Genomic DNA, 13,182 nt, shown 5'->3' with positions numbered 1-13,182 from the left:
GGCCGGGAGTACCCGGCCAATACCTTTATTGAACTGTTAGTCGTTATCGCCCGCCCCAGATTTCGTTTCCCAAGTGCCGCGACGCCTTACAGTGTCACGCCTGGGCATTAAGAGAAAGTTACGCCTGGGCCCTTTTAGCGAAAGGGAGTGGACTCCGGAGCGCAAAAGGGGCAAAATGACCCAAGAGGTTCCCCATGCGCACAAGCTCAACCACCTTCGTCATCGTCAGTCTTGCCGCCCTCTCCTTCGTTGCCGGGTGCCAACAGAAACGAGTGGTTGGCGAGCTTTCGCCCACCGCATCCCTCGTCCCAACTGACCAGATCGTGCGCCCAGCCGGGACGAACCTCGTTGTCAACGGTCGCCCCATCGACGGAGTGCTCTCACGCGATGGCAAACGATTCTTCGCTAAAGATAGCCGTGGGCTAATCGTCGTCGATATCGTCGAGAAAAAGGTCATCCAGGAGCTGAGCATCTCCGGCGGAACTTCTCTCCACGGCATCGCGGAAGCTCCCGATGGCTCGGTTTGGCTGACCGACGCGGGCAACGACCTTGAGCAAGCCGTTCTGGAGAACGGCAAGTACGTGTGGAAGCGCAAGGTCACCTTCCCTGCTGCACCAGTCGGCGGGGCGTCCTATCCGTGCGGTTTCACATTTTCGGGCGACGGATCGAAAGCTTTCGTCTGCCTCTCACGCTCCAACCAGCTCGCCATCGTCAATCTGGGCGACGGCAAGATTGAGAGCCAATTCGACGTCGATATCGCCCCCTTTGATGTCGCTGTGTCCAGCGACGGGAAAACCGCATGGGTTTCATGCTGGGGTGGCCAAAGGCCAAAACCCGGCGTCATGACACAAAAGTCTGCCGGGACAGAAGTCGAGATCGACTTCCGAGGGGTCACAAAGGAAGCAACGGTTGTCCAAGTAGACCTCACCTCCAAGACGATCAAGAAGCACACCCCCGTTGGGCTGCAACCCAACCAAGTCTTGCTCGACGAGCGGGGCAAGCGTGTCTTCGTCGCATGTGCGAATGAAGATACGGTGGCGATTCTGGATTCGACGACGGGCAACGTCAAGCAAAAGCTCAATATCAAGCCCGACCCCAAACTCCTCTTCGGCAGCATGCCAAACGCGCTCGCCTTATCGCCGGACGGTCGCACCCTCTACGTCGCCAACGGCGGCAACAATGCCATCGCCGTCGTCGATTTGGCATCGGGCAAACCCAAGGGCTTCATCCCAACGGCGTGGTATCCCAGCGGGGTTGTGCTCGCCGGGGACAGCATCGTCGTCACCAACGCCAAGGGCACCGGCTCCCGAAGCCCGCGCCGAATGAACGAATTCAACACCCACGGACACACCGGTTCAATCAACATCGCCAAGCTCCCCGACGCTGCCCAGCTTGCAGCGTGGACCAAGCAGTCGCTTGATGACGCGGGCGTGCCCCAAGCCCTGCTCGCCGCCGAGCGATCTCAGCGCAAAGGAACCCCCAAACCGGTTCCAAACAAGCCCGGAGAAGCATCGACGATCGAGCACGTGGTCTACATCATCAAAGAGAACCGCACCTACGACCAGGTCTTTGGCGACATGCCTCAGGGAGATGGCGAGCCCAGCTTATGCAGTTTCCCCCGTGAGGTGAGCCCAAACCACCACGCCCTTGCCGAGCAGTTCGTCCTCCTCGACAACTACTACTGCAACGGCATCCTCAGCGCCGACGGGCACTCTTGGGCGATGGAGGGCTACGCCAGCAGCTACCTTGAGAAGTCGTTTGGCGGATGGACGCGAAGCTATCCGTTCGGCGGAGACGACCCGCTCAACGTCGCCGCGACCGGGTTCCTCTGGGATCACGTCCTGGCAAACGGTATGAGCGTGCTGAACTTCGGCGAGTTTGACTACGCCACCTCCGATCCCAAAGGCACTTGGAAGGAGATCTACGACGACTTTGTGGCTGGAAAGAACAGCTACAAATATCCCAAAAACATCAGCGTCGAGCGCATCCGCGCCTACAGCGATCCCGATTTTCCGGGGTGGAATATGGGGATTCCCGACGTAGTCCGTGCCGACATCTTCCTCAAAAAGTTCAAGGCGATGAAGACCATGCCGAACCTGACCGTCATCTATCTGCCCGAAGATCACGGCAGCGGCGGCTCGGCAGGAATGCCAACACCACGTGCTCACATGGCCGACAACGATCTTGCGATGGGGCAGATCGTGGAGGCGCTCACAAACTCTCCGTACTGGAGCAAGATGGCGATCTTCATCAACGAGGACGACCCTCAAAACGGGTGGGACCATATCGATGGGCACCGCTCGCTGTGTCTGGTCGTGAGCCCCTACACCAAGCGCAAGGCCGTCAACAGCACGTTCTACAACCAGACCTCCGTACTCCACACGATGTGCTTGATGCTGGGCATCACCCCCATGACGCAGTTCGTCGCTCTGTCCGACCCGATGCGCGATGTCTTCACCGACAAGCCAGACCTCACACCGTTCAAATGCCTCCCCAACAACATCCCACTGGACGAGCTGAACCCACGCCGTGAAGAGATGACGCCCGAGATGCAAAAACTGGCCGACATCAGCGCGAAGATCGACTTCTCTCTCCCCGACCGCGCCGATGAGAACACGCTGAATCGTCTTGTCTGGCGGCTCACGATGGGAACCAAACCGTATCCGACAGATTGGGTCGGCCCGCACGGTCGAGGGCTAAAGTCAAAGGGGCTTAAGCTGGACAAGAATGCAGTGGATGAGGATGATGATTAATATATAGATGCCTCAATCTTTAGCTAAAGTGCGCTTCGCCCAAGCATGTTGAACCACGACGACGATACCGCTGAATAGGGAAAGCACGACTGCGGCACTGGCCTTGCCAATGCCACAGTCTCCGCCCCATGCGTTCACGGTCCACGCCGGATGCAAAGCCAGAAGAATCCCTATGAACACAGTAATCAGTCCGGTGATCGGTGACTTCTTAGCAATAAAGAAAGACACACCAAGGGCAATGGTCATGAAGGCGGCATTGAAATAGGCGAAACGAATCGCGGCTCGGATCGAATCCTGGACGTCCGCTCCGCTACAGGCTATGGCGCTTGTAGGCAGGGCAAAAAGTGCCGATATTCCAATTTTCGCCTGCTTCATGGATGTTATTCTCATCCCTCCGTCGCTTGCGAAGGAGGGTCTTAACTCCCTAACCACCTGCCAACCATCTGCCAACAACGTGCCGACCACTTGCCGACCATCTGCCAACAACGTGCCGACCACCTGCCGACCACCTGCCGACCACTTGCCGACAACTTGCCGACAACCTGCCAACAACCTGCCGACGCCCCCCAAAAAAGCCCCTAGCAAATCTCAACCGGCACACTGTCGTTCCTCAGCGACTCCGTTGCCGCAAAGCCCGCCGCGACCGCCATCCTCGCCGCAATCGGAGAGGTATCCGTCGGCGCGTCGTGCGTCAGGTAATTCACAAACTCATCCAGGATCGCCTGGTCCGACCCTCCATGCGGCCCAACCGCCGGAGGCTGCCGATACTCCAGATCGCCATGCTCGGCATAGCCCAGCCTTGATGTCTCCCACAGCCGGACGACCGAAGACCCCGGAGCATCCCCAAAATTCTCAATCCGCCCGCGCGAACCGATGATCGTATAGTTCCTCCACGCATCGGGCGCAAAGTGACACTGCTGATAGCTGGCAAGCACCCCGTTGTCCAACTCCATCAGCATCATGCTCACATCCTCCACGTCCACCACGGGATTGAGCTTCGACAGCGAGGACGGGGGCCAGGTCGGACGAATCGTGACGTTGGCCTTCTCGCCAGGCTCCTGCCGGTCGGTGATATCGCCATAAACCATTAGCGACCCCATCGCCGTCACGCGCTTGGCGTAGCCGCCGCAGAGCCAGTGCAAAACGTCAATATCGTGCGCGCCCTTTTGCAGCAAGAGCCCAGTGGACTGGGTGCGGTCTGCATGCCAATCCCGATAGTAAGCCTCGCCGCCATAGCTGATAAAGTGTCGGCACCAAGCCGTCTTCACCTCGCCGATGTACCCTGCCTGAATCCACTCACGCATCTTGCGAACCATCCCAAAGTGGCGCATGTTGTGGCCCACGTACAGCTTGGTGTTGTGCTGCTTGGCGGCCTCAAGAATCCGGTCGCACCCCTCAACCGTAATCGCCATCGGCTTCTCCAGATAAACCGGAACGCCCGCCTGTAAGCAGGCGATGGCCTGCTCCTCGTGCAGCCAGTCGGGCGACAGGATAAAGAGGGCATCCAGCCCCTTATCCAGCAGATCGCGATAATCAGCGGTAAGAAAAACAGAGTCGTTTGTTTTGGACTTAAAGTCGGCTTGGGCCTCTTCACTCGGATCCGCCAACGCTGCCAGTACAAAGCCATCTTCGGGGCGATGCATCAAGATGGGTAGGTGCTTCCGCAGACCCCACCCCACCACGCCAAAACGCATACTCAACTTCGGAAACCCCGACCCATGATCGCATCCATCGCGTTAGAGGTGTTGGCGATACGCACCATCGGATAGTGCGCATAGTAAGGGATCATCTCTGCGACGAGCGGCCCGTCATAGCCGATCTCCCCTATCGCCGCCATCACTTCTGGCCAGTTAACATCCCCTTCCAGAAGATCGACAAAGCCGTCGAGATTGCCGACCGCTTTGCGAAAATCCTTAAAGTGAATTCCGACCACGCGCTCGCCCAATATCCGCAGCCACTGTTCGCCATAGCCGAACGGAAGCACATTGCCGACATCCACATAAGCGCCCACCCAGGGACTGTCGAACTGGTCGATAAAGCTCGCCATCTCCATCGGGCTGACCAAGAACTTGTTCCAGACGTTCTCGATCCCCATACGCACGCCGCACGCCTCCGCGGTCGGGAGGGCGGCGCGGATGCCCACCGTAGCCCGATCCCAAACTCCGTCATAGCTGTTCACGCCGCGCTCGGGCATGAAGAAAACGTCCACCGCGCCGGGGATGGTGAGGAGCGTCCGGCAGCCCAGCCACTGTGTGATCTGGAGCATCTTCTTCAGATCGTCGGCAGCCTGAGCGCTGAGCGCGGCATCGGTGTCGGCGAGGTTGCGGCCCCAATAGAGCCCGCTCGCCGTGCTCGCGACCTTCACGCCAAGGCGTTCGGCCTCAGCAAGAACCTCCTTGCATCGCGCCTCGGTCGCATCCGTGCCGAAAGCGGACCCGGCCTCGCCGATCGCCACTTCAACAGCGTCGAAGCGGTGTTCTTTTGCAGTTTGAAGGAAATTGAAAACGTCGAGTGTGCCTTCGAGGCCACCTGGCACAGACCAGTAATTGAGAGATTTTAACAGCATAAGGTTGAGTCGCAGCGCAGCTGGCCAAGGTCGGCGCAGCAATTTTTGGGCGAGTTTACCAACGGCTACTAAATGAAGGCTAAAAGGACCCGCTGGAAGAGATCGCAAACAGAGGTCAGAGGTCAGAGGTCTGAAATCTGAAATCTGAAAAAAGAAGTCATTGCAGCACACTTGAGCCCACCAACTCGTCCCTCTTCGATGTCCAAGACTCCCTATTCATCATTCATCGCTCATCGCTCCCAACTCACCCCTTAATCGCGCCTGCCAGCATCGTCTCGTGAATCTTCTCTCGGAAAATCCAATAAACCACGATGATCGGCAGCATCACAATCACCATCGCCGCAAAGAGCATCCCCCAATCGCTCTCATAGGTTCCCTTCGTCGTCAGATCGGCAAGCGCTAAAGGCAGCGTTAGGTTCTCGGGTGTATGAATTAAGGCAACCGCCAAGTTATATTCATTCCATAACCCAATCGCATTGAAAATGCCAACCACAATCATCCCCGGACGAGCGAGCGGAAACATCACCTTCCAAAAGATTCCGGAATGCCCACAGCCATCAAGCATCGCCGCCTCGCCAAGCTCGTCGGGCAGCGCTTCAAAGAATCCGCTCATCACAAACACCGTGAAGGACAAGGAAAATGCGACGTACACGAGCACAAGCCCTGTCTTAGTGTCGACGAGCCCTTCACTCCCACCAGGCAGAGATTTCAAAAGCAGGAAAACAGGAATGATGACCAACAGATTCGGAAACATCATCCCGCCGAGAAAGACGCTGAAAAGCGACTTCGACCCTCGAAAAGGGTATTTGGCAAAGACGTAGGCCGCCATCGACCCAATCGGCAGCAAGAGAACAAGGGTCGCCACGCACACAACCAGTGAATTGAGAAAATGCCGACCGATTCCCGCATCCCCCCAAGCTCCGCTGTAGTTCGACCATTGCGGACTCTCGGGCAAACTCCAAGGCGAGCCAAAAATCTCCGTACTCGATTTGACCGACGAGATCAACACCCACAGCAGCGGGAGGATAACCGCCGCCAAAAACAACCCCATGCCCAACCGCGTAAGGAGGAAACTTGCCAAATCGGGCAGGGTTAGACGCCGCCCAGAGCGCTGCCTCATCGCCTGGCCTCGGGGTTCTTTCGGAACACAAACATAAGAATAAGCGCCACGCCGAGAGCCAAAGCCAAGTTCGTCACGGCAATAGCCGCGCCTTGGCCATATCTTCCTTGCTCTTGCCCCTTCTCAAAGAAGTAGCTCAGCATCACCTCAGTGCGCCGGTCGGGGTTTCCACCCCGCGTCATCACCTGCACCAAGGCAAAAATGTTGATCACCGTGATGACGATATACGTCACGGCAACCTTACGGACCGACCACATCAAAGGCCACGTCACCCGCCAAAATCGCGTAAGCCCCGCCGCCCCATCCAAAGACGCCGCCTCTGAAATGTCGCTCGGGATGTTCTTAAGCCCCGCCGCAAAGAGCATGATGTAAAACCCAACCGCGTACCAAACAAAAGCCAACGTCACGGCTGGCAGCGCTGCGTCAAGATCGCCCAGATATCCGGCTTCGGGCTGTCGAATCCCAACCATCTCTCCACCCTGCGTCACCAACCCGAACGATGGATGATAGAGAAACGCCCACAAGATCGCCACTACAACCAGAGAGATGACATGGGGAATGAGGTACGTGGCACGCAAAACCTTGGCAAGCTTTCCATCGCCTTGAACGGCGTGAGCCATCAACAACCCCACCACAAGGATCGCCAACCCGCCAAAAACCAGAATCCAAAGGTTGTTCTTGACGGCGGTGATGTACGCCTCGTCCTTTATCAGCCGCTCGTAATTCTCAAGCCCGACATAGTCCTTCTGGTCGGAAAGCCCGCGCCAGTTTGTAAACGAGATCACCACCGACTGGATCAGGGGCCAAACCACAAAGACCGCATACAACAGAACCGCTGGCGCCAGATACGCGAAAATGAATGCCGTACGCCCCTTGCGGTTCACTTCTTGGCAACCTCAGCATCCCGAACCACATACCAAATGCAGCTCATTTGCGGCACGGTCGGCTTGATCGTAATCTTATAATCGCGGCTCAGCTTGACCTTTTTTGAGCTCTTATCCTGCTCGCCGATCATGCACTCATTTTCGATTCCTGTGTAATACAGCGGCAACGTGATCTCTTGAGTCAGCGGCTCATGAGTCGGATTGTAAACCATCACCATCCCCTTGCGCTCCAAAGCTGGATTTGCGTGAAGAATGCAATCGAGATTGCGTCCGTCCGCCCGTCGAACGTGGATCACATCCGACTCCAATATGTCGCGGTACTTCTTGAACCACGACACCCACTTCACGACAACGGCCTTCGTCTCCGGCGTATCGTACAGCCGTGGTCCGCGATAGCAAGCCTGCGCACCGTAGCCGAGGTTGTTCGCCAAATGCATCTCGTAGTCTTGAAGATGATCCTTCAACGGCTCGATAGTGGCAGCCGCTCCGCCGCCCTGATACTGAACCAGCGGCACAAACATCCAGCCCATGCTCGGCGTCTTTTCCCAAGTGCCGTCATAGAGGTTTTGGCGGCAGTGGATGTGCTGCTGCGCCCTTGGCAACGACCAGTTCGTCTCCCGATAGCCCATCCCAGTTTTGCTTCCCCCGACCAAAAAATAGAAGTCGGGGATGTTCAGGTAAATCCCCTCTCCCCGGCACCACTCATAAAGCTCCTTGATGCGCTGGTACTGCGTCCACTGAGAGTCCTCCAAACCCTTGTGTCCGGGATGGGTTGTCGAGGCGCAAACATCGCCCGGGTAGCTTCCATCGTGCTCGAGAATGCTGAACCCAGTTCCCCGGATAAACGCCTTTAGATCGTCAAAATAGCGATGCCCCCACTCGCTTTCAAGACACGGAGAATTCCCAAAAATCGCACCCCCAGGTTTCCCAGTCTTGGGGTTGATAACATCGTTCTTATCGTCAATCCGACGACTCGCCAGAAGCGAATAGCCGCCCAAATCCAGCCCCTTCTTTCTGGCGTAATCGCGAAACTCCTTGAACTTGGCAATATTCCCAGGTGACGCATCCTCCATATTCAGCCCACTCCCAAAGCTAAAGATCACCATCTCAAAACCGACTTCCGCCGCTTGGTCGATGGCAGGAAGAACAACCTTCGGATCCGTGCTCGTCAGGTGCAGCATGAGCGGGTTCTCGGTGCACCACGGAGCGATGGTCCGCATCATTTTGCGCACAGCAAGCCCCTTACGCTCCCGATCCCAAGAGTCGTGAAACAGTTCGTAGATTCGGAAGGTGTCGAACGAACTGTTCGGCTGAATATCCACATCCGGCCCAAGCGGTGGCTTAACCTCCAGCAAACAAGGAGTCTTCAAATCGTAATTGACCTGCGTCTTGTAGTCGGGGTCAGGCACCCAGTTCACACATTTGGCAGAGTTCATCGTCGCCATCCCGCCAAACGAGTAATCGGTCAGAACCGTCACGTTCGGCTTCAGCCATTCGGCCTGATGGTCAACCTGCGACTCCGGCTCAACCATCGCCAACTGCTCGACGATGAAGGAGTTGAGACGAATCGGCTTGTCGGTGACGTTCCTAATCGTCACCCACTTGCTCATCAAGGGCAAGCCGTCATACATCTCGTAGTGGACTTCCACTCTAACCGGCGTATCTGACTCCTTGATTTTCAATTCGGTGTTCAAGAATATGTGAACACCTTTCGGGGGCCATGACTTGCCCTCAGACAGTCGGACTGCCTTCCACTCAAACCTTGGAAGCGTGGACGCAGCCACAAAGCCACCCGAATTTGCCCGGCTTGGATTAGGCGTCATCAACTTCAACCAGTCCAGTAGGAAATAACCCGAGTCAGGTTGTCCAGAATAGCCACCAATCGTGTATTCCGTTCCATTGAGAGTCAGTAAGGCTTCGGGCCGCACGGCACGAACTAACGTCTCCTGGCTCACCAAGTTTTCGATAGAAAAGGTGCCCAAACCCGTTGGATGCGTAAAGAACCTTCGTGCGACGAGGCCGTTTGCAAGGATGAGCGAGTTCTGTTCGCGGTCATGAAAAACGCGCGTCACATTGTCGCCTTGGCCTAAGAGCCAATCATCCTTGGATGCCTTCATCTGTGAGGCAGGCAACGACTGAATAGACTCTCCCATCATCGAACCTCCTAAAGCCATCATTGCTAATCCTGCGACTATTAAGCTCATCACTCATGCCTCCTGTAATCAGCGATCAGCTATCTGCGAACCGCTATCGGAAGTATCCGGCAGCTGATCGCCGATGACTGATACCCCCCAACTCAACACTCAGCACTCAGCACTCAACACTCACGCCTTACGCCTTACGCCTTACGCCTTACGCCTTACACCTCACGCCTCACGCCTCACGCCTCACGACTCACGACTCACGACTCACGACTCACGACTTACCAACACCATTTCACCCCATCCCACCTAAAGTTCTCCTAAACGCCACAAACTCCTTTGAAGGAACCTACAGTCTCACGTCGAAACAATCTCCATGCCCCGCAAGAAGCCACTGCCTCAGCCTAAGCCGTGCAACACCAACGAGCGAGATCAGCTCGCCGACGCGATGAACGAATCCGATCCGGAAACCTCACGCCGGACCGTGCTCAAAGGCGCCGCCGGAGGGTTCCTTGCTCTTGGCGTCGTCCAACCTGGCGAACTCCTTCGGATCACCAAGCAGCAGAACCTTGTGCCGGTGGATAAGAAGCGGTCGAAGGAATGGCAGGCAATGCTCCGCGAAAGAGGCAAGCCGACCGTCGTTTCCGGCGAGGCGCTGGATCATATCGGGATGCCCGTGGGCGGCATCTGCTGCGGGCAGCTTTACTTGAGCGGAGACGGCAGACTCTGGTGCTGGGACATCTTCAATCTGCCGAACAAGGACATCGGCACCATCCGCAACGGCGCAAACTATGCCAAGCCGATGAAGCCGGGCAACGATCATAACTTTGGTGTCTTCTTCCAAGGCGACCGCGAGATGGCAGAACTGAGCCGCAAGTCGTTCTCGGCAACGGAGTTTATAGGCCGCTATCCCATCGGACAAGTTCGCTATTCGGACCCAGCGGAATCCTGCGAAATCACCCTTGAGGCGTTTTCTCCCTTTATTCCTCTCAACACCGACGACTCGGGCATACCTTGCACGATTCTTAGCTACAAGGTAACGAACAAATCTCAGTCGGCAAAAAGTGTGACGCTCGGGATAGTGTCCAACAATCCGGTGGCAAGGCGGGCAAGAACGCTAAGGAAGGTCGAACTGGTATCGGATCGATTTCTCGACGATAGCTTTGTCGGGGTGCAGTTCTTTGGGATAGGGCGGTCTGCAAGCGAGAGTTCCCGCCCCGATATCCTCTTCGACGACTTCGAGTCCGAGACCTACACCAAGTGGAAGGTCGAAGGCACCGCGTTTGGCGCAGGCCCCGTCGAGCATGACAAGATGCCGGATTATATGGGAGCCATCGGAGGCCAAGGTAAACGCTCCGCCAACACCCATCATTGGCGTGCAGGCGGGGACGTAGTGCAGGCAGATCAGCATGTCGGAAAGCTCACCAGCATCCCCTTCACCATTGAGCGAAATTACATTACGTTCCTGATCGGTGGCGGAAATCATCCTGGCAAAACGTGTGTCAATCTTCTCGTTGACGGCAAGCAGGTCCGCACCATCGCAGGACCCAACTCCAACCTGATGCGTGCGGGCAATTTCGACGTGAAGGAGTTCATGGGCAAGCAGGCCGTCCTCGAAGTCGTCGACAATGAGAGAGGCGGCTGGGGCCAGATATCCATCGACCACATCGTCTTCTCCGACCAGCCCCGGCTGGACCCACAGAAGTACGAAGACGAACCCGATGCCGGATCGTTCGCCATCGCCGTCCTGAGTGCGCACCCAAATCTGAAGCGAACCGCTCCAGAAGCTGATGGCTCGGAGAAGCTCCTGACGACGATTGATCTCAGAGCGGGAGAAACGCAGGAGGTCACCTTTGCAGTGGCCTGGCACTTCCCCAACCCCGACCGCAAAGAGCTCGGCTTTCTCCAAGACATCCAAAAGCTAAAGCGACACTACGCCAAGCGATTCAAGGATGCCAAGGACGTGGTCGCCTACGTCGCCACGAACTTCGACCGCCTCGCTGGCGAAACCCGCAAATGGGTGAAGACCTGGTACGAAGACTCCACGCTCCCCCACTGGTTTCTTGAGCGCACCTTCATGCCCACCAGTATCCTCGCAAGCCAAACCTGCTACCGCTTCGACAACGACCGCTTCTACGGCTGGGAGGGCATCTACTGCTGCGCGGGCACCTGCACTCACGTTTGGCAGTATGCCCAGGCCGTGGGGCGCGTCTTCCCGGCGCTGGAGCGCGACCTGCGCGCTCGCGCCGACTACACCATCGGCTTCCACGAAAGCGGGGCCCTTGGGCATCGCGGCGAGGCATGGCAGTCGGTCGCCCACGACGGTCAGTGCGGCACCATCATGCGCGTCTATCGCGAGCACACAATGTCTGCCGACAGCGCCTTTTTAAGGCGGATATGGCCCCGGGTGAAGAAGTCGATCGAATACATGATCGGCCAGGACTTGGACGACGACGGCATCCTCGAAGGCGCTCAGTTCAATACGCTCGACGCGACTTGGTACGGCCCGATGGCATGGATCAGCTCCCTTTATTGTGGAGCCCTCCGAGCGGGCGAAGCGATGGCATCGGAGATGGGCGACACGGCATTCTCTGCCAAGTGCAGACGCATCGCCGATTCCGGCATGGCACGGATGACGAAGGACCTCTACAACGGCGAATACTTCATCCACAAGCTCGACCCCAACCACCCCGAAACCAACGCCACCGGCAACGGCTGCCACGCCGACCAGGCGTTCGGGCAAAGCTATATGTGGCAGCTCGGCCTTCCGCGTGTGCAGACTCAGTCCGAAACCGTCAGCGCGCTCAAGTCGCTCTACAAATACAACTTCTGCCCGGACATCGGCCCCTACCGCGAGAACAACAAGAACGTGAAGGGCGGGCGATGGTTCGCCATGCCTGGCGAAGCGGGTCTGCTGGTTTGCACCTGGCCTCACGGCGGCTCTGAGATCGCGGTTGCCAAGGGTGCCGACGCGTGGGCGGCGATGTACTTCAACGAGTGTTGGACCGGGTTTGAGTACCAAGTCGCCGGGCACATGCTCTACGAAGGCTTGGTGGATGAGGGCCTAACCATCACGAAGACCGTCGACGACCGTTACAGCGCGGCCCGCCGCAACCCCTACAACGAGATCGAATGCTCCGACCACTACGCCCGCGCGATGGCGAGCTACGGCGTCTATAACGGCGCGCTCGGGTTCAAATACCACGGCCCGAAGGGCGAACTCTCCTTCAGCCCGGCATGGGGCAAGGAGAACTTCAAAGCCGCCTTCATCGCCGCCGAAGGCTGGGGCAGCTACGAGCAGAGGTCGACCGGACGAAGACACTCCTTCAAGCTCACGATCAGCTACGGAAAACTAAGGCTGAGCAAGCTGTCGCTGCCCGCTTCGGGCGACGTTGCGTCGGCAAAGCTGACGGTCAACGGCAAGGCGATCAATGCTTCGATGAAAGCTGTGTCGGCTGGGTTTGGCGAGGCGACCTTCCTGACGGGGTTCGCGCTCAATACGGGCGATGTGCTGGCGATCGAAGTGGGATAGTGAGCAGGGGCAGTAGGGAGTAGCGGGCAACAGTTGACCAGAAGCTCGCAACCTGCGGTCATCCCTCTTCACGCTCCCTAATCTCAAAGATCGCTGATAGCCGATAGCTGATAGCCGATCGCTGATAGCTCATAGCTGACCTGCCTCTGATGCCTCAACCCTCCCCAAAGGGTTCCATCCCTCCGT

The 13,182-nt window shown here is 57.3% G+C and carries 8 protein-coding genes; 2 read left to right on the top strand and 6 right to left on the bottom strand.

Features of this window, described 5'->3' with window-relative positions; all coding sequences use genetic code 11:
- Nucleotides 1-194 precede the first annotated feature (194 nt).
- On the top strand, nucleotides 195-2,753 hold the full coding sequence (locus KF784_15630) for a hypothetical protein (protein ID MBX3120489.1): 2,559 nt from the start codon (nucleotides 195-197) through the stop codon (nucleotides 2,751-2,753).
- A 12-nt stretch (nucleotides 2,754-2,765) separates the two neighbouring features.
- On the opposite strand, the gene KF784_15625 is transcribed toward KF784_15630, so the two are convergent.
- The 6 genes from KF784_15625 to KF784_15600 form a co-directional block, all read right to left on the bottom strand.
- Nucleotides 2,766-3,128 carry a hypothetical protein gene (locus KF784_15625; protein MBX3120488.1) on the bottom strand — a complete coding sequence of 121 codons (363 nt, stop codon included), beginning with the start codon at nucleotides 3,126-3,128 and terminating at the stop codon, nucleotides 2,766-2,768.
- 203 nt (nucleotides 3,129-3,331) lie between these two features.
- The gene (locus KF784_15620; GenBank protein ID MBX3120487.1) at nucleotides 3,332-4,453 is read right to left on the bottom strand and encodes a Gfo/Idh/MocA family oxidoreductase; all 1,122 of its coding nucleotides are present in this window, start codon (nucleotides 4,451-4,453) and stop codon (nucleotides 3,332-3,334) included.
- Nucleotides 4,450-5,319, bottom strand: a complete 870-nt coding sequence (locus KF784_15615; GenBank protein ID MBX3120486.1) for a sugar phosphate isomerase/epimerase — start codon at nucleotides 5,317-5,319, stop codon at nucleotides 4,450-4,452. Before KF784_15615 ends, KF784_15620 begins: the two co-directional genes overlap by 4 nt.
- 244 nt (nucleotides 5,320-5,563) lie before the next feature.
- Entirely contained in the window at nucleotides 5,564-6,439 is an 876-nt protein-coding gene (locus KF784_15610) for a carbohydrate ABC transporter permease (GenBank protein ID MBX3120485.1), read from the bottom strand.
- A complete protein-coding gene (locus KF784_15605; protein ID MBX3120484.1) occupies nucleotides 6,436-7,323 on the bottom strand; it encodes a sugar ABC transporter permease in 888 nt (295 codons plus the stop codon). The genes KF784_15610 and KF784_15605 overlap by 4 nt, the downstream gene beginning before the upstream one ends.
- Nucleotides 7,320-9,527, bottom strand: a complete 2,208-nt coding sequence (locus KF784_15600) for a hypothetical protein (GenBank protein MBX3120483.1) — start codon at nucleotides 9,525-9,527, stop codon at nucleotides 7,320-7,322. The genes KF784_15605 and KF784_15600 overlap by 4 nt, the downstream gene beginning before the upstream one ends.
- A gap of 313 nt (nucleotides 9,528-9,840) precedes the next feature.
- Between KF784_15600 and KF784_15595 the strand changes: the two genes are divergently transcribed.
- On the top strand, nucleotides 9,841-12,996 hold the full coding sequence (locus tag KF784_15595) for a hypothetical protein (protein ID MBX3120482.1): 3,156 nt from the start codon (nucleotides 9,841-9,843) through the stop codon (nucleotides 12,994-12,996).
- Nucleotides 12,997-13,182 lie beyond the last annotated feature (186 nt).

Source organism: Fimbriimonadaceae bacterium, assembly GCA_019638775.1.
GTDB lineage: Bacteria > Armatimonadota > Fimbriimonadia > Fimbriimonadales > Fimbriimonadaceae > JAHBTD01.
Note: the sequence above shows the minus strand (reverse complement) of the source record. Positions and strands in the feature narration are given on the sequence as shown.

Excerpts from the sequence above, each read along its gene's own strand:
- KF784_15630 (MBX3120489.1), top strand. The coding sequence starts at position 195 with ATGCGCACAAGCTCAACCACCTTCGTCATCGTCAGTCTTGCCGCCCTC.
- KF784_15625 (MBX3120488.1), bottom strand. The coding sequence starts at position 3,128 with ATGAAGCAGGCGAAAATTGGAATATCGGCACTTTTTGCCCTGCCTACA.
- KF784_15615 (MBX3120486.1), bottom strand. The coding sequence starts at position 5,319 with ATGCTGTTAAAATCTCTCAATTACTGGTCTGTGCCAGGTGGCCTCGAA.
- KF784_15610 (MBX3120485.1), bottom strand. The coding sequence starts at position 6,439 with ATGAGGCAGCGCTCTGGGCGGCGTCTAACCCTGCCCGATTTGGCAAGT.
- KF784_15600 (MBX3120483.1), bottom strand. The coding sequence starts at position 9,527 with ATGAGCTTAATAGTCGCAGGATTAGCAATGATGGCTTTAGGAGGTTCG.
- KF784_15595 (MBX3120482.1), top strand. The coding sequence starts at position 9,841 with ATGCCCCGCAAGAAGCCACTGCCTCAGCCTAAGCCGTGCAACACCAAC.